This window comes from Bacteroides sp. ET489 (assembly GCF_030518095.1).
GTDB classification, from domain to species: Bacteria; Bacteroidota; Bacteroidia; order Bacteroidales; family Bacteroidaceae; genus Bacteroides; species Bacteroides ndongoniae.
Genome location: NZ_JAULLJ010000001.1, coordinates 163,654 through 185,027 on the forward strand (window position 1 = coordinate 163,654; position 21,374 = coordinate 185,027).

The window sequence follows — 21,374 nt, forward strand, 5'->3', positions numbered from 1 at the left end:
AAAATCAAAAAATCAAGTGATACTACAATATTATTTCAAAAACAATCAAGTTATGAGGAAAATTATCTTAGCATTGGCGGCGATCATGACTCTGAGCCTTGTCGCTTGCGCCCAAAACAAAGGAGGAAAACGTATGCAAACTGAAAGAAAAACATTGGTGGTGTATTTCTCTGCTACCGGCACCACTGCCAACGCAGCCCGCACAATTGCGGATGTCACCGGCGGCACACTGCATGAGATTGTTCCCCAACAAGCTTACACCTCCGACGACCTTGACTGGAACAACAAGCAGTCGCGCAGTTCTGTAGAGATGAACAACCCGAAAGCCCGCCCGGCGTTGAAAGAAACGCCGACGGATGTCAGCAAGTATGATGTCATCTTCATCGGCTATCCTATTTGGTGGAATCAAGCGCCGCGAATCATCAATACCTTTATCGAAAGCCACTCATTGAAAAGCAAAACACTGATACCCTTTGCCACATCCGGAGGAAGCGGAATAAACAACAGCGTAAAGGAGCTGAGGAAGGCCTATCCTGATTTGCTTTGGCAAAATGGCAAGCTGCTGAACGGCATCAGCCGTAATGCTGTTCAGAGTTGGGTCGAGAATGTAATGAAGTAACCGAAGAGGGTTTAAGGTATCAGAAAAGAACTCTTTACTGCGTCTTTATAAGAGTATAAGAATTGTCAATATACGAAGCTGACGCCATCTCCCCAATGACACGGTTTTCAATGAACTTCGCACCTACAGACACAACATAGCAACCCGTAGAAAAAATCGGGTGGAGACGTCTCATTCGGAACATCCCCACCCGATTTATTTTTCTGTTTCCTTCAACCTTCGGCCTTTTTTACTTCAAGCTACCGCCAATGATGTCCAGCAACTCGTTCGTAATGGCCTGTTGACGGCTTTTGTTATACTGCTTCGTCAGGTCTTGTATCAACTCGTTGGCATTGTCTGTTGCGGCCTGCATGGCCAACATACGTGCCGCGTGTTCGGAAGCATTGGAGTCGAGCAGAACGGTGTAAATCTTCTGACTTAAAACCTTAGGCAACAGGTCGGTTACCAGTTCGGCAACCGAAGGCTCTACGATATAGTCGTTGTTGAACCGGTTCTCCTTCACCTTGTCGCCCCCCGCTTCCTGTCGGATTTTCTCCAGATCAATGGGCAGATAGTTCTCGTACATCAAGACCTGAGATCCGGTCGACTTGAAGTGATGGTACACCAGTTCTACCTGATCGACCTCCTTCTGGATGAACTGCTCCATCAGCGTTGCCGCCAGTTGCGAAGCATCGGCATACGAAGGACGGTCGCACATGGGCTGATACGTGCCTTGTGGTACATATCCCAACTTCTTTACGGCTTCTTCCACCTTCTTCCCTACTGGGTAAATCAGGATATTCTCCTTGCCCAATGCCTGGTATTCCTCCAGCCGGTGTTCCAACATCTTAACGACGTTGGAGTTGAAAGCACCACACAGCGAAGTATTGGACGAAAATACCACAATGGCAACCCGAGCTACAGGGCGCACTTCTGTATAGAGCGATTCGAACGAGACATCTGTGCTTAAAAAATTAGTCAGAATCTCATTCAGTTTCCGCTGATAAGGCAGCATATTCTCTATCCGTCCCTGCGCTTTATGAAGTTTGGCCGAAGCCACCATCTTCATAGCCGAAGTAATCTGGCGGGTACTTTTGACCGAACTTATTCTATTTTTTACCTCTTTCAGTGAAGCCATTTCTTGATGTTTTGAATGTTGAACTTATTACGGTCAGCTGAACATTTTTGCGACCATTGCTGCCGTCTCTTCGATCTTCTGAGTTACTTCGTCATTGATGACACCTGTCTTCAGTACATCGAGAACATCGTTCCGGTGATTCATTTCGAGCTGTTCAAGGAAACTGCGCTCAAACTCCTTCACTTTGTCCAGAGGCACATCTTTCAGCAATCCGTGTGTACCGCAATACAGAATAGCCACCTGCTTTTCGACAGGCATCGGGCTGTACTGAGGCTGTACCAGCAAACGGGTATTCTTCTGTCCCTTATCGATAGTCAGCGCGGTAACGGGGTCCATATCGCCACTGAACTTGGTAAATGCTTCGAGTTCGCGATACTGAGCCTGGTCGATCTTCAACGTACCGGCCACTTTCTTCATCGCCTTGATCTGTGCATTACCACCGACACGGCTCACCGAAATACCGACATCAATAGCCGGACGGTTGCCCTGATTGAACAGATTGGTATCGAGGAAAATCTGTCCGTCGGTGATAGATATCACATTGGTCGGGATATATGCCGATACGTCGCCGGCCTGCGTTTCAATGATAGGCAAGGCTGTCAGTGAACCGCCGCCTTTTACTTTTCCGCGCAGACTGTCGGGCAAGTCGTTCATCTGGCATGCTACTTCCTGCTGATTGATGATTCGTGCCGCACGTTCCAACAAACGTGAATGCAGGTAGAAAATATCACCCGGATAGGCCTCACGTCCGGAAGGACGACGCAAAATCAATGATACCTCACGATAGGCAACCGCCTGTTTGGAAAGGTCGTCATAAACAACCAAGGCATGACGGCCGGTATCGCGGAAATACTCGCCGATAGCAGCACCGGCAAAGGGGGCGTAGTACTGCATGGCTGCAGGATCGCCAGCCGTAGCGGCTACCACAATGGTGTAGTCCATGGCTCCGTGCTGACGCAAGGTGTTGACAATAGAGGCTACAGTCGAACCTTTCTGGCCGATGGCTACATAAATACAATATACCGGATCGCCGGCTTCGTAATTGGCACGCTGGTTGATGATGGTATCAATGGCAATGGCAGTTTTACCTGTCTGACGGTCGCCAATGATCAGCTCACGCTGTCCGCGGCCGATAGGAATCATGGCATCCACCGCCTTCAGACCAGTCTGCAAAGGCTGATTTACCGGCTGACGGAAAATAACTCCCGGCGCCTTACGCTCCAACGGCATTTCGCAAAGTTCACCTCCAATCGGTCCTTTGCCATCGAGCGCAACACCCAACGGGTCTATCACACGTCCTAACATTCCCTCTCCTACCATAATAGAGGCAATACGCTTTGTACGTTTCACGATGAATCCTTCCTTTATCTTATCGGTAGGACCCAGCAAAACGGCACCCACGTTGTCCTCTTCCAAGTTCATCACGATAGCCTTGACACCGTTGTCGAACTCCAGCAACTCGTTGGCTTCGGCATTGCGCAGACCGTAGATACGTGCCACGCCATCGCTGACCTGCAACACCGTACCAACCTCGTCCAGCTGCACCCGGGTATCAATGCCTTCCAGTTGCTTGCGGAGGATATCGGAAACTTCGCTTACTTTTATATTTTCAGACAACATTTTATTCCTTTTTAAAAAGACCGGCATTATCGTCAGTCAAACACCAGTCGCAATTAAACGATTCTTCTATTCTTATCAATGAACTGCTCTTTCACTTTCTTCAACTGGGTCGCAATGCTCGCGTCCAGACGGAAATTGTTAACGTCAAAGATAAATCCACCCAAAACTGACGGATCTACCTCGGTCTGCAACTCCATGCGGGCATGCAACAAGGTAGAGGCACTGTTTCTGATACGTTCTTCCTCTTCCTTAGTTACAGGTACAGCAGTTATCAACTTGGCCACTCCAATGTGTTTGCTCTTCCGGTATAAATCCAAAAAGGCCAAACAGATGTATCGGAGCATGCTTTCACGGCCATTCTTCAGCACCAGTGTTATAAAACGGCTGAATTCATGACTTACTGGAGCATCTCCGGCAGCAGCCGTACTGATAAGCGAATACTTCTCACGTATCGTCAAAATGGGATTATCCAACGCAGCATGTAAATCCGCATGATTCTGAAAACTGTGTTCGAGCATACGTACACATGCGTAGACCGAATCTTCCGTTTTCGTATCCTGAGCGTATTTCATAAGTGCTTTGGCATACCGCACTGAAACAATTCCTATATCCATCTTATCTAAATTCAACTACAGAATCGCAATTCCTGATATAAGTCGGAAGTTCCGAAGAAAGCATTCCTTTCATCAGGAATTACAATTCAACATTAATTCTGTTTATTTCTCGAAGCAGCCAAAATTTCATCCAGCATACGGTCGATCATGCCCATCTGTTCGTCTTTATCATCCAGATTCTTGCGGATAACCTTCTCTGCAATATCTACAGAAAGCATGGCCACCTGACGGCGGATATCGCGTATGGCTTCTTCTTTTTCAAGCTGTATCTGTCTTCTTACCTCGTCCAGTTCCTTCTGCGCAGCGACTTCTGCTTGTTTACGGGCTTCGACAATGATTTTGTCGCGCTCGTGCATCGCTTCCCGAAGGATGCGTCCTTGTTCCTTATTGGCGGCAGCCACCAGTTGCTCACTTTCTTCTTTCAGTTTCGAAAGCTGAGCGTTCGCCTCGCGTGCTACTGCCATAGACTGGTCGATGTATGTCTTACGGCCTTCAACCATCTTGGTTATCACCGGAAAGCCATACTTCGCCAACACTACAAACACAATGCCGAACGAAAGAAGCATCCAGAACAGCAGACCACTATCGGGTAATAACAATGACATATTTCTAACTATTTAGTTTCTCGGTTTCCGGATTCATAAGCTTGTCAGTCCTTCGATGTTTCAACACCATAACGGAAGAACTTACGCACCTGTTAACCCGGCAACTTACAAATTAAGAATTATCAATTGAAACAGGAGGTACCCTCCGGTCATTACAGGAAGAATACCAACAGACACACAACGACTGCCAACAGAGCCACACCTTCAATCAGAGCGGCAGCAATAATCATGTTCATACGGATATCTCCTGATGCCTCGGGCTGGCGACCAATGGCTTCCATAGCGGAGCTACCAATTTTACCAATACCAAGACCGGCACCAATTACAGCAATACCAGCACCTAATGCTGCACCTAATTTGCTGACTCCCACACCTGCCGCAGCGGCTTGTAATAATACTGATAGTAACATAGTTTTCTAAATTTTTAAATGGTTATTTTTTTAGTTATTCAATTCTCGTATTTCTTTTTCTGTTTTTATCTCTTTCTTTTCTTCATGTTCCGCCTGCGCCAATCCGATGAACACGGCCGACAGCATGGTAAACACATAAGCCTGGATAAAGGCTACCAGCAGCTCCAACGCATTCATAAAGATGTTGAACAGCACCGAAGCAAACGTCAACGAACCGTTCAGTACAGGTCCCATGCTGGCCGATATGAATATCAGACTTGTCAGTACCAGCATGGCCATGTGTCCGGCCAGCATATTGGCAAAAAGACGGATCATCAAGGCAAACGGCTTGGTAAACACACCGAAAAACTCAATCAGGGGCATCATCGGGAAAGGTACCTTCAGCCACCAGGGAACATCGGGCCAGAATATGTCTTTCCAGTATGCCTTGTTGCCGAACAGGTTGACCGCAATAAAGGTACATACGGCCAACACCATCGTAACGGCTATGTTGCCCGTCACATTGGCACCACCCGGGAAGAAAGGAACCAGCCCCATGAGGTTGTTGATGAATATAAAGAAGAAAGCTGTGAGCAAATAGGGAGCAAACTTATGATATTTGGGTCCCACACAACTCTTGATAACATCATCGTTGACCATCATGATAAACATCTCCATAAAGCCGACAAAACCTCCGGGAGCCTCACTGTCCTGCGGGTGTTTCTTATACCAGCGTGCCACGCTCAGAATGATAATCATCAGCAGCAGGCTATTGAATATCAGTGCAAAGGCTACTTTGGTAATCGAGAAATCCCACGGGCGTACTTCATTGCCCTGGGCATCATACTCTACGAGCTTCCCTTCGTAACGGCTGCCTTCGGGGGCAATGGAAAGGCCTTCGTATGACCCGTTATTCTCTTCGAGCCGGGCCGATGAGAACACATGCCATCCCGTTGTCTGGCTGTAGACAATAATAGGCAGAGGGACAGTGACATGAGTTTTTCCCCACGTAGTAATGTGCCACTCATAGGCATCGCCGATGTGTCCGAAAACAATTTCTTTCACATCAACTGTACCTTCTTCCTGTTCCTTTGCTGCAGATTCGCTCTTTTGTACGACAGTCGTGTCGGCCGCCATCTGACTGGCGGGAGTCACCGCAGCCACAGTGTCGGCATACACCGTTTCCGAAAAGAGGAATCCCATCAACAGGATTATTACGAACCACGTATTATGCTTTCGTTTCATCTTTCTTACTTTTTTTCGCTTTACGGTTCATTTCGAACGTGAAGAAGAACCATGAATCATATATCAAATAAATCAGATAATTTGCAATAAACGTCAGCAAAAAAGCCCGGATTTCCTCACGGACAGCAACGCAATAAATAGCCATCACAATGATGGCAAACAGCATCCGCATCACTTTCAGCAGCAAGTAGATCTGCAACATCCACTTGGGAGAGTGCTTGCGGCACATTTCCGTCATGCTGATAGTAAACACTCCGAAGACAAAAAAGAATACAGGAATAATGGGATAGCCTCCAAAATAGTGATGAGGAAAGAAAGAAAAATAGATTCCGCCTCCACACACACCAATCAGCAATGTCAGTAAAGCCGATTGTAACAAATAATTACGTTTAGTTATACTAATGCTCACTTTTTCCTGTATTTTGATTTAAGTCCTCTCTCTTTTTTTACTATCTTAATCCGGCATCTTTTTTACTCGATGCAAACGGAAACGGTGTCATTGCTCATTTCGATAAAGCCTCCATGAATCTCCTGCGAATGCTCTTTACCATCTTTCGTCACGTAGGAGACCAATCCGGCCTTCAGTGACGAAACGATGGGTGCATGTTGCGGCAATATGGTAAACGACCCTATCGCACCCGGCAATGTAACGCTGTCTACTTCTCCGTCAAAGATTTCCTTCTCGGGCGAAACAATATTTAAATGCAAATTCTTCATTTCCGTTATCTCTTAGCCTGTTCCAACAGTTTCTTGCCTTTCTCGATTGCTTCTTCAATGGTTCCGACATTCAGGAAAGCCGGTTCCGGCAAATAGTCCACTTCGCCGTCAAGAATCATCTTGAAGCCCTTAATCGTGTCTTCGATAGAAACCATCGTACCGGGAACGCCGGTAAACTGTTCGGCCACAGCAAATGGCTGCGAAAGGAAACGCTGTACGCGACGGGCACGGTTCACCAGCGTGCGGTCGGCATCCGACAACTCTTCCATACCAAGGATGGAGATGATATCCTGCAATTCCTTGTTGCGCTGCAGAATCTGCTTCACACGCTGTGCCACGTCGTAGTGTTCCTGACCTACAATGTGCGGATCAAGAATACGCGAAGTAGACTCCAACGGATCTACGGCAGGATAAATGCCCAATTCCGTAATCTTACGGCTAAGTACGGTTGTTGCATCCAAGTGGGTAAAGGTTGTAGCAGGTGCAGGGTCGGTCAAGTCGTCGGCCGGCACATATACAGCCTGTACGGAAGTAATAGAGCCGTTGCGTGTAGACGTGATACGTTCCTGCATGGCACCCATTTCCGTAGCCAGTGTCGGTTGGTATCCTACAGCCGAAGGCATACGTCCCAACAAAGCCGATACTTCGGAACCAGCCTGGGTGAAACGGAAGATATTGTCGATAAAGAACAGGATATCGCGCGGTCCGTTTGTTTCAGCGCCACGGTCGCGGAAAGATTCAGCTACCGTAAGTCCTGACAGAGCTACGGACTGACGTGCTCCAGGGGGTTCATTCATCTGACCGAATATCAGCGAAACCTGCGACTTGGCCACTTCATTATAATCGACCTTGGACAAGTCCCAGTTGCCTTCTTCCATACTCTTCTTGAATTCTTCACCATAGCGGATAACACCGGATTCGATCATTTCCCTCAGCAAGTCGTTACCTTCACGGGTACGCTCACCTACTCCGGCAAACACGGAGAAACCGTGCTGTTTCTTGGCGATGTTGTTGATCAGCTCCTGGATGAGCACCGTCTTTCCTACACCGGCACCACCAAACAGACCGATCTTACCACCTTTACTGTAAGGTTCGAGCAAGTCGATCACCTTAATACCTGTATAGAGAACTTCCTGAACAGTTGTCAAGTCTTCAAACTTGGGCGGTTCACGATGAATAGGATAAGCTCCCGTACGGTCCAATTCCTTCATACCATCGATAGAGTCACCCACCACATTCATCAGACGGCCCTTAATCTGGTCGCCTACCGGCATGGTAATCGGGCCTCCCAACGGGTATACGTTCATACCACGTTGCAAGCCATCCGTACTGTCCATGGCTACAGTTCGTACTGTATTCTCACCAATATGTTGCTGTACTTCGACTATCAGTCGTTTCCCATGCGGACGCTTGATCTCCAATGCGTCATGAATGCTTGGCAGCACCAGTTCAGTCTCTGTACCTTCAAAATAGACGTCTACAACAGGTCCAATCACCTGCGAGATATGTCCGACAATCTGTGACATAAGCTTTTTTTTATTATCGTAATTAACTTCGTCACAAATTTACGAACAAATTGCATGTGGTTGTTCTTCCCAATAGGATTTTTTGGACAAAAAATACTTTTTTGAATGATTAAAGGTAGAAAAAGGACATTTTAATGCAAGAACTGCAACATCAGTTAACATTGGATATGATGGGATAAAGCCGTATCTCCATGCCGCCCCAAAGAGAGATTCTTTCCAGTTAGCCAATATTTTTTTCCTAACTAGAGAAAATTATTTTCCTAACTGGGAAAATATTTTTTCCTAACTGGGAAAAAATCGGGCCAGTCAGCCCAGCCAAATTCAGGCCATACGACTCTTTTCACACATACAGAAAAAGAGGAGGTGTCAAAACCAAAAGTAGCTGACATTTTTATATTTTTTAGGCACGGATTACACGGAGGAACGCAGAGAAAGAAGAAGAATAATCATCCGCAAAATTCCGTGTAATACGTGCCTAAAGGAAAGCGGTTCCTTAATCTGACACACTTTCCTGTTGCCGACATGCTGATAACAAAACCCTTTTCAAGGCTTTTTAGCTTATTCAGGATGGAGCGGCAATTAATAAACCTCTACCCTGGCTGCAATGCTCTTTGTCTTGTCACGCAAAGCATCCAGATCGCTGCCAAGAGGCGCATAGCACAATACGACTCCCATACGGCGATTGACGCGTGTAGTAGGCTTTCCGAAAATCCGCAAATAGGTATCCTCTTCTTTTGTGACTTCTTCCAGTCCTCTATAATTAGGCTGCTCCTGGCTGGCTATCGGCGAAAGGATAACTGCACTAGCACCCATACGCTCCAGTTTGATGCCAGGAATGGGCAAACCCAAAACAGCACGCAGGTGCAGTTCGAACTCGTTCAGGTTTTGAGTACCGGCCAGTGTAACCATGCCTGTGTCATGAGGACGCGGAGACAATTCCGAGAAATACACACCATTTTCATGACTCAAGAAGAATTCCACTCCCCATATACCGTAACCGGTCAAAGCTCTGGTCACCTTTTCAGCCATTTCCTGTGCCTCCTTCAAATGTGCCGGATCGATGTAAGCCGGCTGGAAACTTTCACGATAGTCTCCGCCTTTCTGCACATGTCCGATGGGAGGACAGAACAAGGTAGGACCATTCTTCTGAGTGACGGTCAACAGCGTAATTTCGCTATCGAAGTGGATAAATTCCTCGATGATCAGTTCCTTTATATCTCCGCGGCTTCCGCTGCAACCATACTCCCAGGCATGTTCCAGTTCGTCGGCACTCTTGACCAGCGATTGCCCCTTGCCCGAAGAAGACATCAAGGGTTTAACCACACAAGGGAAGCCAATCTTTTCGGCAGCAGTTTTCAACTCTTCCAACGATTTGGCATAATAATACTTGGCAGTCTTCAATCCCAATTCCTGTGCAGCCAAATCGCGGATGGCCTTACGGTTCATCGTATAGTTCACGGCTCGTGCACTGGGTACCACCTGAATGCCTTCTTTCTCGAAATCGTATAAACGTTCCGTGCGGATAGCCTCGATTTCCGGCACAATGATATCCGGATTGTGCTTACGTACTGCGCGCTCCAAAGCATCTCCGTCGAGCATGCTGAACACTTCGCATTCATCGGCGACCTGCATGGCCGGTGCTCCGGCATACGAATCGCAAGCTATCACATATTGTCCTTTACGTTGAGCGGCTATTACAAACTCTTTACCTAATTCACCAGAGCCTAACAACAAAATTTTTTTCATTATCTATTTACTAATTTTATATGCGAGGGTGCATCAAAAAATACGCTGCACCCTCCATTCTTTTTCAAATCCAACGAACGAACAGTTATTGATGCTGTTCTCTTAACAAATCGTTTACGGTCTTCACCGGATTGAATGTGCTTAACGGCACTTCTACAAATATCGTGTTCCAGTCGCTCATAGCTCCGTTCCACAGTCCGGGAAGTTCCAATGCTTTCAGTTCCTTTCCGTTTTTCGATTTATGGGATATGAATCCGGTCGATTTGTCTACGTACTTCGTAAGGTCGAATTTATGTCCCTTATAGTCGCGCACTGCACAAACCAGGTCTACCGGATTGAAATGAGTTCCCTTTTCGAACATTTCTTTCTTCTGCGGATCGTTCATGTCAATCTGCGAACTTTCCAGTATCTGCAACGAAATAGTGCCATCGCTGTTATAGGCCAGGAACGGACCTCCACCGGGTTCGCCTACATTCTTCACCATACCGCATACACGCATCGGACGATTCAGTTTCTTTTTCAGGTAAATAACCAGTTCGGCATCCTCCAGATTCTTCACTTCCGGATTCTTGCAGCAAAGTTTCTTTTGCAAGAACTGCAATACGTCCAGAATCTGTTCATGAGTATATTTTCCGCTGTCCAGCAATTGCAGATATGCAAAAGCCTGTTGTTGCAAGGTAATCAGCACACCTGCTATCAGTTTTTTATATAAAACAGTGTCGCCTTTCAGCTTGTCAGGTACAACGTTATCGATGTTCTTGATAAAAATAACGTCAGCATCCAGATCATTCAAGTTCTCAATCAAAGCACCATGTCCACCCGGACGGAACAGGAGTTGTCCCTTATCACGGAAAGGCTGATTGTTCATATCAGCAGCAATGGTATCTGTGCTCGGTTTCTGCTCAGAGAATGTAATATTATAATCCACTCCATATTTCTTGGCATAAAGAGCAGCCTTTTCCTCGATCAGAGCCTTAAAGAAAGCACGATGTTCGGGAGATACAGTGAAATGTACATTAACCTTGCCATTGCGGTTGGCTGCATACAAAGCACCTTCTACCAGATGTTCCTCTACCGGAGTACGGCTTCCGTCTTCATATTTATGGAATTTCAGCAATCCTTTGGGCAAAGAGCCGTAATTCAAGCCTGCCGATTCCAGCAAAGCTGCCACCACAGCCTTATAGTCGCCCTCGTTCAGCAAAGCAGGAATATCCTTGCCTTTGGTCTTCAGACACGCCGCATTCAAATCATCGTAAAAAGCAAAATGCTCAATCTTCTCAAAGAACTTCTTTTCAAAATCTGTCTGAGGGACATTATAATCAGCGCCCAAAAACTCAAACATATTCTTAAACATGCGGCTGGCCGCACCCGAAGCCGGTACAAATTTTACCACTGTTTTATCAGTCTGTGTATAAGCTTCCCATGCGTCCAGATAGGTCTTCTGAACTTCAGCATCGGGAGCCAATATACCATTTTCAACAGAAGCTGCCGCATACAACTTCAAAAAAGGGAAGCCTTTTTCGAAACATGCCAACTGTTCTGCAATCTGTTCTTCCGAAATGCCTTTCTTTACAAGCAATTCTTTGTCCTGGGATGTTATCATATCTATCTAAAATTATTAATTGACCCCCAAAAGTATAAAAAAAACGCAACTATTATAAGAAAAATCAAGAAAAAAACTACCTTTGGCAAATAAAATACGAATGATCATGGCAACAGAGATTTTTTTCACTACAGATGAGAAAAAAGAACTATTCTCACTTTACCGCAAACTGCTGAAACTTTCGGGTGACACATTGCAAAAGGATGACTGCAAAAAACTGAAAACGCACCTTATCAATGCCATACAACAGAACTTTATCCAACGGGACATATTCGGTTTGAACCCCATCGTCAAAGATATGCAGACGGCGGTCATTACAGCCGAAGAAATCGGTATGCGACGCGCCTCCATCATAGCCCTGATGCTGCATGACTCTGTCCGGTGCGGCAGCTATAGCCTCGAACAGGTACAGGCCGAGTATGGAGAAGATGTTGCAAGAATCATACAAGGGCTGATACGTATACAGGAACTGTACACGAAAAGCCCTACCATCGAATCGGAAAATTTCAGAAACCTGTTGCTTACATTTGCCGAAGACATGCGGGTCATACTGATTATGATTGCCGACCGTGTAAACGTGATGCGACAGATCAGGAACAGCGAAAACGACGAGGCTCGCCGACAGGTTGCCAATGAAGCCGCATACCTTTATGCCCCACTCGCTCACAAGCTGGGACTGTATAAACTGAAATCGGAACTGGAAGACCTTTCACTGAAATATACAGAGAAAGAAGTATATTATCACATCAAGGATAAACTGAACGAAACCAAAGCTTCGCGCGACAAATACATTGCCTCTTTCATTGCCCCGGTACAAAAGAAACTGGAAGAGGCCGGACTGAAGTTCCACATCAAAGGACGGACCAAATCAATACATTCCATCTATCAGAAGATGAAAAAACAGAAATGTCCGTTCGAGGGTGTGTACGACTTGTTTGCCATCCGGGTAATCCTCGACTCTGAACGGGACAAAGAAAAGCTGGAATGCTGGCAGGCATATTCTATCGTAACAGATATGTATCAGCCCAATCCCAAACGCTTGCGCGACTGGCTGTCTGTGCCTAAGAGCAACGGTTACGAATCGCTCCACATCACGGTAATGGGACCGGAAGGCAAGTGGGTGGAAGTACAGATCCGTACCGAAAGAATGGACGAAATCGCCGAACGTGGTCTGGCTGCCCACTGGCGCTATAAAGGGATAAAAGGCGAAAGCGGACTGGACGAATGGCTGACTTCCGTACGCGAAGCATTGGAAAGTTCGGACAGTAACGGACTGGAAACAATGGATCAGTTCAAACTGGACTTGTATGAAGATGAAGTCTTTGTCTTCACCCCAAAAGGCGACCTGTTCAAACTGGGCAAAGGAGCTACTGTACTCGATTTCGCTTTTCACATTCACAGCAAATTGGGTTGTAAATGCATCGGTGCCAAAGTAAACGGCAAGAACGCCCAACTCAGGCAAGTATTGCATAGTGGTGACCAGGTAGAAATAATGACATCGAATACCCAGACTCCCAAACAAGACTGGCTGAACATTGTAACCACGTCGAAAGCCCGTACCAAAATACGCCAAGCTCTGAAAGAAATGGCTGCCGGACAGCATGACTTTGCCAAAGAGACACTGGAGCGCAAGTTCAAGAACCGGAAGCTGGAATACGATGAAGCCATCATGATGCGTCTCATCAAACGCATGGGTTATAAAGTGGTGACAGATTTCTATCAGGCGATTGCTAATGAAACGATTGACGTCAACGACATACTGGATAAATACATCGAACTGCAGAAAAAAGAAAACGATGCGCATGATGAGGTTGTGTACCGCAGCGCAGAAGGATACAACCTTCAATCTCCCTTGCTTGAAGAAACAAGCAACAAGGAAGATGTGCTCGTCATCGACCAGAACCTGAAGGGACTGGAATTCAAACTGGCACGTTGCTGTAATCCTATTTATGGAGATGACGTATTCGGCTTCGTCAGTGTTACCGGCGGAATCAAAATCCACCGCACCGACTGTCCCAACGCCAGCGACTTACGCGAACGCTTTGGCTACCGTATCGTGAAAGCACGTTGGGCCGGAAAATCACAAGGCACACAATATCCTATCACATTGCGTGTAGTCGGGCATGATGATATTGGCATTGTTACCAATATTACCTCTATTATCTCTAAAGAAATGGGAATTACCCTGCGTAGTATCAGTATTGATTCTCACGACGGACTATTCTCGGGAACACTAACCGTAATGGTTGGTGATACGGGCCGCCTGGAAGCTCTCATCAAAAAACTGAGAACCGTAAAAGGAGTAAAACAGGTATCAAGAAACTGAATATGAAATACGATTTCAAAAAACAGATAAGAAGTTTCGGATATGCATGGCATGGCTTATACAGTTGCATAGGGAAGGAGCAGAACCTTAGCTTTCACCTGATTGCCACTGTATTAGTCATCATTGCCGGATTCCTGTTCCATATCACACGAACCGAATGGCTTGTTATTCTGCTGTGCATCGGTATGGTTATCAGTGCCGAGCTTTTTAATACAGCCATCGAAAGATTGGTAGATCTTGTTTCTCCACAAAGACATCCCATAGCAGGACAGGTGAAAGATATTGCGGCAGGTGCTGTATTGGTATGCGCATGCATAGCAGTCATCATAGGGCTTATTATCTTTATCCCCTATTTAACCGGTTTATTCCAAAAATAAAAAAGAGTGAGAAAATAACATCATCTCACTCTTTTATTTCTATAATACGGACAGGTAGCCACTATAAACATCAGCACTGACACAGCCGTAGTAACACTTCCAATATACAGTGATGTTTCATTGGGCTGCCAGCTTGCTACCGCAAAACCACTTATCATACCGGCATCAATAGCCAGGTTCAGGGTAGTATTGCTCGTTCCACGTTGACAATGCTGCGAAAGCCGGACAAACATACGCACCAAGGGGACGGCGGACAGCAACAAAATCATAACCAACAACAGCAGCCCATACAGCCAAAACGCATCAGCCTCCCATACCACTAGTGAAGCAAATATTCCACAGGCCAGAGTCAGCAAATACACATTCAAAGCCGGCAACCAGGCACGCGGCAATATGAAACGGTCAAGATTGCAGAGCCTCATTCCCATAGGTGCCCGAAACGGTACATGAATACGGCTGGCTTCCAATATGCCCAATACGCCCACTACTGTTGCAACATACAAAACCACTGTAATAGCATATTGCCAGTATAGCCAGAAGCCCAAAAACATACCGACAGCCATTCCAATGCAATTCCAACGTGCATAGGCGACATTCGCCCGGGTACGATTCCCCGATTCGGTCACATCGATGCTCAAGGTAACCCCCGCAGCAGAAGTCAGGCCCCAGCATGCACCTTCTATCAGAGCCAATGCTCCCCATTCCGCCAAACCGTCTGCATAAATATAGCCAAACAATGCAACCAGCAAAATGGCAGCAGGCCATACAAACACGCTTTTCCGATAGCAGGCATCTCCCAAATATGCATTGAACGGTCCGGACAGGAACAAGCCTGCCAGCATCAGCAAATAGAAATACACACCCTCACTGCCCAATCCGACAGCCAACAACGGGAACGGCATATAGGCGGCTGCATGGAGGAAAAATCCTGCCATGCACATCCGCCTGAATCCTGGAGAGAGTTGCGTATGCTCAATATTGTTCTTTTTCATTCGGGAAATCCAAATTCTTTACATCAGAGACATAACGGCTAATAGCGTCAGTCATCACTGTATGCAAATCGGCATAACGACGCAGAAAACGTGGACGGAACCCATTGTTCATACCCAACATATCCTGAACAACCAAAACCTGTCCGTCTACTCCGCCACCAGCACCTATACCAATGACAGGAATAGTCAACTCGCGTGCCACCCGCTCAGCCAAAACTGCCGGAATCTTCTCCAATACGATGGCAAAGCAACCTGCTTCTTCAAGCAAATGAGCATCGCGCACCAGCTTCTCAGCTTCAGCTTCATCTTTGGCACGTACGGTATACGTACCATATTTATTGATGGATTGCGGCATCAGTCCCAAATGTCCCATAATGGGAATACCTGCACTAAGTATACGCTTCACTGTACCGATGATTTCTTCTCCGCCTTCCAGCTTCAACGCATCTGCATGGCTCTCTTTCATAATACGTATAGCCGATGCCAATCCTTCCATCTCATTACCCTGATAAGAACCGAAAGGCATGTCGACTACTACCATGGCACGTTTCACGCCACGTACTACAGATTTTCCATGATAAATCATCTGATCAAGAGTAATAGGCAATGTAGTCACATTACCAGCCATTACATTCGATGCCGAATCGCCAACCAGTATCACATCTACACCTGCACCGTCTACAATCTGTGCCATAGTATAGTCATACGAAGTCAGCATAGAAATTTTTTCGCCTCTCTGTTTCATTTCTACAAGGCGATGTGTAGTCACTTTACGAGTGTCATCTGAAATATATCCAGCCATTTCTATAAATATTAAGTTATTACTTTTTCATGTACCAAATAAATATAAGTTTCTGCCTCTTCCCGATAGGTTCCTATTTCCGGATTTCGAGCATTTTCTTATATGTGAAACCTTCGAAATCATTCAAAATATAATGGCAGAACGGAGCGATACTCTCACGGGAGTTGGTTGTAGCCAGTCCGACGACATTCGCCCCAGAAGCCATACCGGCTTTCAGTCCATTGAATGAATCTTCAAAAACATATGTATTTTCGGGCTCAGTGCCAAACACCTCCATCCCCAACAGGAAGCAATCGGGAGCAGGTTTCGAACGGGTAAACATCTCCGCAGTCAGAATCCGGTCGAAAAGTGTCTTCACTTCCGGACAGGCACGGTAAACAGCTCCCATTTTTTTATCATTCGAACTTGTTACAACTGCGATCTTTACATCATGCTTCCGTAAATCTGCAATAAAATCGAGCACACCCGGAATATATTCGTACTTCATTTGTTGCTCGAAGTTATCCAGCTGCTCTGTTATTTTCTGTAATTCCTGTTCTTTTCCCGAAAAGAAATTATCATATATGTAAGTCAACGTCTGACCTTTAATAAGAAGTTCGAGATTGTCCATGGACAAATAGTCTACTCCAATCTTATGCCAGAATATGCTATACTGCTTTTCTGTATCCATGACAACTCCGTCAAAATCGAAAAGAACTGCAATCTTTTTCTGTTCGTTATCCATACTTTTTCCTAAATAAGTAAAACTATACCTTTCTACTTCTGAGCTGGCAAAGATAATGAAAGGTGAGCGCAGAGACAAATGAAAACCAAAGTTTTCAAATTTGACCAAACCTAACTGCATCTTATCTTATCAAAAGGCGCAAATCATCTGTGAACAAAACAGATAAAAATGCCGCAATCACTTCAGTGTCATCCCTGTCAACTCTTCCAATGTTCCATTAAAAACATTCAAATCCACTTCTTCTTCAATGCCTGGCACACGCCCTACATCTGTATGTTGCCAGAAGTCCCAACGCCCCCTGTAACGAACAGAGTCCACATAGTAATGAGCAATCCAATAAGGATAGGTATTAAAGACTGAGTCGTTAAGATAGCGTTGCTTGAATTTATACGAAGTATATAAAATAGGCTTAATGCCATAATGCTGTTCTACCCGATTGAGCCATATTTTCACCGAGGCCTTCAATTCATCCACAGTCTTACGGCCAAGAGTTTCCACATCAAGTACCGGTGGCAAGTCTCCACTGTCCAATTGTACGGTATGAATAAAAAAATCGGCCTGTCTCACTGGATCTGTCTGGGGAATAAAATAATGATATGCTCCCCTAACAAAACCATATTCATGTGCTTTACTGAAGTTTCTGGCAAAACAAGAGTCACCATGATCTCCTCCCTCGGTAGCCTTCATAAAAATAAAATGAATCGGGAAATCGGACTGCCTGTTACGTGCCAGCATCGGCCAGTCAATATCTCCCTGATAATGAGAAATGTCAATTCCATGCACTTCGTAACTGCAAGGTATACATACGCCATACCCCTTCCTGCCATAACAAGGCTTCCAACGATAAGCATAAGGACGGACAAAAAACCAATAAAAAGATGCCGAAAGAAACAAAACTATGCATACAGCCAGCACATTGCGCAACCATTTAGGCATCGTACGTGTCTGAGTCTGTCTTTTTACCCTGCGTCCGCCCGAAGAACGGGAAGAAGAAGAGGGCTTACGGCTTGCTGTGTTTCTTTTTTTAGTGGACAAAATATAAACCTTTAATAATAACCTGAAAATAAAAAAGAATTGCCCAAAATCTCTATAAAGCGAAAGACTACAAGGAGGTAAAACGGCATATACCGGTTTACTTGCCTTGTAGCCTATCTACCTGTCAGTCCAGGACTGACAAGCCTTGCTTATAATACATTACTTACCTTGCTCCAGTTGCAATGTCTTAGTAGGCTGATCGCATACTTCTGTAGGTCCGAAGTACTGGATCGGTCCCGGATATACATAATCCGTTTCTTTAGCCCAACGGTCACGCTGTGCGGCGAAAGCCTTGAAAGGAGCACCATCCAGCTTAACCAATGCTTTCTGGATCACAGGTTTCATCTCACCGTTACGGCGTTCCATGTTCATCATCATAGTGATGGGCACACCACCGGCAATCCATTCTTCAGCAGGAGCTGTAGTATTGCGTACAGATGACATGTAACCGGTCTTACCATTAGCAATCAGCGATGCTGCTGTATAACCCAATGAGTAGCAATAGTCTGCATCGAAGTTAGAAGGAGCAGCGCAACGGCCTTCGTAACCGAAGAAGTGGTGCTGAGCAGCAAACTTGCCAACAAACTTGCCTTCGGCTTTCCACTGAGACAACTTAGTTGCAACCATTTCAGACAACAGTTTTTCAGTCTCGATCAGAGATACCTGTACATTTCCGTGCGGGTCACGATCCAAAGTCAGCTGGCGTGCCACGCCTTCGGGAAGGCTTGCATAAATAGCTGAATTTTCAGGAGACAGCTTGCGGATAATATAGTCGCGCTGAGCAGACTTCTTGATCTGTGCAAATTCTTCTGAATTGGCAGCCAGGAAGTCATTCAGTTCGGCAATCAGACGTTTCATGGCAGGAATGAACTCGATCAGACCTTCGGGGATAAGAACCGTACCAAAGTTATTACCTTCGGCAGCACGGGCAGCTACAGCATTGGCAATGTAAGTTACAACATCGTCCAAAGACATGTTCTTTGCCTCTACCTCTTCTGAAACGATACAGATGTTAGGCTGTACCTGCAGGGCACACTCCAAAGCGATGTGAGAAGCCGAACGACCCATCAGCTTGATGAAGTGCCAGTACTTGCGTGCTGAGTTACAGTCACGTTGGATGTTACCGATTACTTCAGAATAAGTCTTGCAGGCAGTATCGAATCCGAAGCTGGTTTCAATCATTTCATTCTTCAAGTCACCGTCGATAGTCTTAGGACAACCGATTACCTGTATACCATAATTCTTGGCTGCATAATATTCGGCCAATACACAGGCATTGGTATTAGAGTCGTCACCACCGATAATAACCAGAGCTTTGATATTCAATTCTTTCAAGATCTCATATCCTTTTTCGAACTGATCTTCCTTCTCCAGCTTGGTACGACCCGATCCGATGATATCAAAACCACCGGTGTTACGATATTCATCAATAATATCAGCTGTCAACTCCATATAATTATGGTCTACCAGACCGCCGGGGCCAAGGATGAAGCCATAAAGACGGCTGTCTTTGTTCAGTTTCTTAATACCGTCGAACAAACCGGAAATCACGTTATGTCCACCAGGAGCCTGTCCGCCTGAAAGAATCACACCCACATTAAGAGCGGGGAAGCTGGTAGCTTCATCGGTAGCCTCGAACTTAATCAAAGGCATTCCATACGTGTTAGGGAACAATTTCTTGATTTCTTCCTGGTCAGCAACAGACTGAGTAGCAGCACCTGCCACAGCCTTTACATTTCCTTTCAACGCTTTCGGAAGTTTGGGCTGATAAGCAGCCCTTGCAATCTGCAATGCACTTTTAGTCATATTTATTCAATTTAAAGGTGTATATACATTTTTAAAACCTCGCAAATTTCGGCTTTTTTCGGTAGATTACATAACTTTTGGTAGCGAAAAGTAAGTATCTATCACATTTTTTATATTTTTGCCGCCCGATAAGCAAGGAAATCAATACTACATCGTATGCTAAAAAAGTGGAAAGAATACTGGGAAACACGCTCACGGCGTGTACACCGCAAAATAGAACTTGTCCGTCTGAAACGGATACGTAAAAAGAAAATACCCAAATATTCCTATTGCAAAAACTGTGGCACACCGTTGGAAGGCATGTACTGTTACCGATGCGGACAGTACGCGTTAGATGTCGAGCAACCATTCTGGAAATACATCCGGCAATATTTCGAAAACGTTTATCAATTCGACACCAAGATATGGCGTACCCTGTGGTACATGTTCACGCGCCCAGGCTTTCTTACCGCCGAATTCAATGCCGGCAAAATCAATTCCTACGTTCACCCTTTCCGTTTATATATGTGTATCTCGGTGGTATTCTTCGCCGTGTTCTTCATGCTGGTGGGTGAACGGGCAAACGATTTCAACGCCCTGAACGACGGATTGCTCCGCAGTAATATTGTAGAGCAGATGAAGAAATCCGAAACCAAGGCCGATACTACCGTTTACCTGTATCAAGTCCCCCGACTGGTCAAAACCCTCTCACTGCGTTTCAATATGGGAAATGCTGATAGCCTGATACGCTTCCAGCCCGTAGACAATCCTTATGGCCTCTCGCGCACTACCCTTCCCCACCTGCTGGTTGACTCCTGTTTCCGCCAGACCAAGATCGCGCAACAAGACTGGGATTTCATCAAACAAGCACGTGCCTTAAAAAATCTGAATATAGAAAACTGGATAGACGGCAAGAATTACGGTCCTGACAACGTAGCAGCCATTCGGGCTTTCCGGGTTGACAGTATACGTACAGAAAACGACAGCCTGGTATTGCAACCGCAAAAAGTCTACATTTGGACCGATGACGTAGAGAAAGACGCAGAAGTAGATACTCTGCAAAAGGAACAGTTTACCAACAACGTTGTAGGGGGCCTTTCCAAATGGACACCTTTTTATATGATGTTCCTCCTACCTCTTTTTGCAGCCATGCTAAAACTGTTCTACAAAAGCAAACGTATGCCTTACATGTGGCATTTTGTTCATGCTATCCATCTGAACACCGTCTTCCTCATCCTGCTTTGTGTTCCGCTGATACCGCTTTTCGCATACGGCATCGACGATCTATTGGCAAACCAGCAGACACTCAACACAGTACAATTGAATTCCCTTCGCATCACCCTTGTAGGTTTCCCCCTTGTCATGTTCATCTATATGCTGGTGTCTTTCCATACAGTCTACCGCCAGGGGTGGGTGAAAACAAGCTTGAAAGCCTTGCTGTTTTTTACCTTGTTCACCCTTATAGCCACGTTGCTGGCTAGTGCCCTATTGTTATGGTTACTAGCAACGGAAGCAGATGCCATATAAATGAG

Annotated in this window: 20 protein-coding genes; 4 read left to right on the forward strand and 16 right to left on the reverse strand. The window is 45.7% G+C overall.

Annotated elements, in window-relative coordinates; genetic code table 11:
- Positions 1–52: 52 nt before the first annotated feature.
- Positions 53–619, forward strand: a complete 567-nt coding sequence (locus tag Q3C19_RS00680; RefSeq protein ID WP_302726486.1) for a flavodoxin — start codon at positions 53–55, stop codon at positions 617–619.
- Positions 620–848: 229 nt separating this feature from the next.
- On the opposite strand, the gene Q3C19_RS00685 is transcribed toward Q3C19_RS00680, so the two are convergent.
- The 11 genes from Q3C19_RS00685 to Q3C19_RS00735 all read right to left on the reverse strand — a co-directional run bounded on the left by Q3C19_RS00685 (position 849) and on the right by Q3C19_RS00735 (position 11,801).
- Positions 849–1,736 (reverse strand): F0F1 ATP synthase subunit gamma, encoded by an 888-nt coding sequence (locus Q3C19_RS00685; protein WP_277120028.1) that lies wholly within the window; start codon positions 1,734–1,736, stop codon positions 849–851.
- Between the two features lie 33 nt (positions 1,737–1,769).
- A complete protein-coding gene (gene atpA / locus Q3C19_RS00690; RefSeq protein WP_113740920.1) occupies positions 1,770–3,353 on the reverse strand; it encodes a F0F1 ATP synthase subunit alpha in 1,584 nt (527 codons plus the stop codon).
- A 56-nt stretch (positions 3,354–3,409) separates the two neighbouring features.
- Positions 3,410–3,970: a F0F1 ATP synthase subunit delta gene (locus tag Q3C19_RS00695; RefSeq protein WP_277120026.1), complete on the reverse strand. Its 561-nt coding sequence runs from the start codon at positions 3,968–3,970 to the stop codon at positions 3,410–3,412.
- 92 nt (positions 3,971–4,062) lie between these two features.
- Entirely contained in the window at positions 4,063–4,575 is a 513-nt protein-coding gene (atpF, locus tag Q3C19_RS00700; RefSeq protein WP_022163426.1) for a F0F1 ATP synthase subunit B, read from the reverse strand.
- 152 nt (positions 4,576–4,727) lie between these two features.
- A complete protein-coding gene (gene atpE / locus Q3C19_RS00705; protein WP_022163427.1) occupies positions 4,728–4,985 on the reverse strand; it encodes an ATP synthase F0 subunit C in 258 nt (85 codons plus the stop codon).
- 30 nt (positions 4,986–5,015) lie between these two features.
- Positions 5,016–6,209 carry a F0F1 ATP synthase subunit A gene (gene atpB / locus Q3C19_RS00710; protein ID WP_071149765.1) on the reverse strand — a complete coding sequence of 398 codons (1,194 nt, stop codon included), beginning with the start codon at positions 6,207–6,209 and terminating at the stop codon, positions 5,016–5,018.
- Positions 6,193–6,612 (reverse strand): hypothetical protein, encoded by a 420-nt coding sequence (locus Q3C19_RS00715; protein WP_071150728.1) that lies wholly within the window; start codon positions 6,610–6,612, stop codon positions 6,193–6,195. The genes atpB and Q3C19_RS00715 overlap by 17 nt, the downstream gene beginning before the upstream one ends.
- 68 nt (positions 6,613–6,680) lie before the next feature.
- Complete coding sequence (gene atpC / locus Q3C19_RS00720) at positions 6,681–6,926, reverse strand: ATP synthase F1 subunit epsilon (protein ID WP_302726495.1); 246 nt, start codon at positions 6,924–6,926, stop codon at positions 6,681–6,683.
- Positions 6,927–6,931: 5 nt separating this feature from the next.
- Complete coding sequence (gene atpD, locus Q3C19_RS00725) at positions 6,932–8,452, reverse strand: F0F1 ATP synthase subunit beta (protein WP_302726497.1); 1,521 nt, start codon at positions 8,450–8,452, stop codon at positions 6,932–6,934.
- Between the two features lie 579 nt (positions 8,453–9,031).
- The gene (purT, locus tag Q3C19_RS00730; RefSeq protein ID WP_022163432.1) at positions 9,032–10,198 is read right to left on the reverse strand and encodes a formate-dependent phosphoribosylglycinamide formyltransferase; all 1,167 of its coding nucleotides are present in this window, start codon (positions 10,196–10,198) and stop codon (positions 9,032–9,034) included.
- Between the two features lie 85 nt (positions 10,199–10,283).
- Positions 10,284–11,801, reverse strand: a complete 1,518-nt coding sequence (locus Q3C19_RS00735) for a DUF4301 family protein (RefSeq protein WP_277120024.1) — start codon at positions 11,799–11,801, stop codon at positions 10,284–10,286.
- 106 nt (positions 11,802–11,907) lie between these two features.
- Between Q3C19_RS00735 and Q3C19_RS00740 the strand changes: the two genes are divergently transcribed.
- Together Q3C19_RS00740 and Q3C19_RS00745 are read left to right on the forward strand one after the other, a co-directional pair.
- Positions 11,908–14,127, forward strand: a complete 2,220-nt coding sequence (locus Q3C19_RS00740; RefSeq protein WP_302726500.1) for a bifunctional (p)ppGpp synthetase/guanosine-3',5'-bis(diphosphate) 3'-pyrophosphohydrolase — start codon at positions 11,908–11,910, stop codon at positions 14,125–14,127.
- 2 nt (positions 14,128–14,129) lie between these two features.
- A complete protein-coding gene (locus Q3C19_RS00745; protein ID WP_022163435.1) occupies positions 14,130–14,504 on the forward strand; it encodes a diacylglycerol kinase family protein in 375 nt (124 codons plus the stop codon).
- Positions 14,505–14,524: 20 nt separating this feature from the next.
- Here Q3C19_RS00745 and Q3C19_RS00750 read toward each other — a convergent pair whose 3' ends face one another.
- From Q3C19_RS00750 to Q3C19_RS00770, 5 genes are all read right to left on the reverse strand, one after another.
- The gene (locus tag Q3C19_RS00750; protein ID WP_302726502.1) at positions 14,525–15,496 is read right to left on the reverse strand and encodes an MFS transporter; all 972 of its coding nucleotides are present in this window, start codon (positions 15,494–15,496) and stop codon (positions 14,525–14,527) included.
- Entirely contained in the window at positions 15,477–16,298 is an 822-nt protein-coding gene (panB, locus tag Q3C19_RS00755) for a 3-methyl-2-oxobutanoate hydroxymethyltransferase (RefSeq protein ID WP_022163437.1), read from the reverse strand. Before panB ends, Q3C19_RS00750 begins: the two co-directional genes overlap by 20 nt.
- 73 nt (positions 16,299–16,371) lie before the next feature.
- Positions 16,372–17,022: an HAD family phosphatase gene (locus Q3C19_RS00760; RefSeq protein ID WP_071149769.1), complete on the reverse strand. Its 651-nt coding sequence runs from the start codon at positions 17,020–17,022 to the stop codon at positions 16,372–16,374.
- A 177-nt stretch (positions 17,023–17,199) separates the two neighbouring features.
- Positions 17,200–17,958: a glycoside hydrolase family 25 protein gene (locus tag Q3C19_RS00765; protein ID WP_071149770.1), complete on the reverse strand. Its 759-nt coding sequence runs from the start codon at positions 17,956–17,958 to the stop codon at positions 17,200–17,202.
- A gap of 258 nt (positions 17,959–18,216) precedes the next feature.
- The gene (locus Q3C19_RS00770; protein ID WP_277120018.1) at positions 18,217–19,863 is read right to left on the reverse strand and encodes a diphosphate--fructose-6-phosphate 1-phosphotransferase; all 1,647 of its coding nucleotides are present in this window, start codon (positions 19,861–19,863) and stop codon (positions 18,217–18,219) included.
- 156 nt (positions 19,864–20,019) lie between these two features.
- Here Q3C19_RS00770 and Q3C19_RS00775 point away from each other — a divergent pair, with 156 nt between their 5' ends.
- A complete protein-coding gene (locus tag Q3C19_RS00775) occupies positions 20,020–21,369 on the forward strand; it encodes a DUF3667 domain-containing protein (protein WP_302726505.1) in 1,350 nt (449 codons plus the stop codon).
- The last annotated feature ends 5 nt before the right edge of the window (positions 21,370–21,374 follow it).

Coding starts and splice junctions, on each gene's coding strand:
- Q3C19_RS00680 (WP_302726486.1), top strand. CDS start 53: ATGAGGAAAATTATCTTAGCATTGGCGGCGATCATGACTCTGAGCCTT.
- Q3C19_RS00685 (WP_277120028.1), bottom strand. CDS start 1,736: ATGGCTTCACTGAAAGAGGTAAAAAATAGAATAAGTTCGGTCAAAAGT.
- Q3C19_RS00695 (WP_277120026.1), bottom strand. CDS start 3,970: ATGGATATAGGAATTGTTTCAGTGCGGTATGCCAAAGCACTTATGAAA.
- atpF (WP_022163426.1), bottom strand. CDS start 4,575: ATGTCATTGTTATTACCCGATAGTGGTCTGCTGTTCTGGATGCTTCTT.
- atpE (WP_022163427.1), bottom strand. CDS start 4,985: ATGTTACTATCAGTATTATTACAAGCCGCTGCGGCAGGTGTGGGAGTC.
- atpB (WP_071149765.1), bottom strand. CDS start 6,209: ATGAAACGAAAGCATAATACGTGGTTCGTAATAATCCTGTTGATGGGA.
- atpC (WP_302726495.1), bottom strand. CDS start 6,926: ATGAAGAATTTGCATTTAAATATTGTTTCGCCCGAGAAGGAAATCTTT.
- atpD (WP_302726497.1), bottom strand. CDS start 8,452: ATGTCACAGATTGTCGGACATATCTCGCAGGTGATTGGACCTGTTGTA.
- purT (WP_022163432.1), bottom strand. CDS start 10,198: ATGAAAAAAATTTTGTTGTTAGGCTCTGGTGAATTAGGTAAAGAGTTT.
- Q3C19_RS00735 (WP_277120024.1), bottom strand. CDS start 11,801: ATGATAACATCCCAGGACAAAGAATTGCTTGTAAAGAAAGGCATTTCG.
- Q3C19_RS00740 (WP_302726500.1), top strand. CDS start 11,908: ATGGCAACAGAGATTTTTTTCACTACAGATGAGAAAAAAGAACTATTC.
- Q3C19_RS00745 (WP_022163435.1), top strand. CDS start 14,130: ATGAAATACGATTTCAAAAAACAGATAAGAAGTTTCGGATATGCATGG.
- Q3C19_RS00750 (WP_302726502.1), bottom strand. CDS start 15,496: ATGAAAAAGAACAATATTGAGCATACGCAACTCTCTCCAGGATTCAGG.
- panB (WP_022163437.1), bottom strand. CDS start 16,298: ATGGCTGGATATATTTCAGATGACACTCGTAAAGTGACTACACATCGC.
- Q3C19_RS00760 (WP_071149769.1), bottom strand. CDS start 17,022: ATGGATAACGAACAGAAAAAGATTGCAGTTCTTTTCGATTTTGACGGA.
- Q3C19_RS00765 (WP_071149770.1), bottom strand. CDS start 17,958: ATGCCTAAATGGTTGCGCAATGTGCTGGCTGTATGCATAGTTTTGTTT.
- Q3C19_RS00770 (WP_277120018.1), bottom strand. CDS start 19,863: ATGACTAAAAGTGCATTGCAGATTGCAAGGGCTGCTTATCAGCCCAAA.
- Q3C19_RS00775 (WP_302726505.1), top strand. CDS start 20,020: ATGCTAAAAAAGTGGAAAGAATACTGGGAAACACGCTCACGGCGTGTA.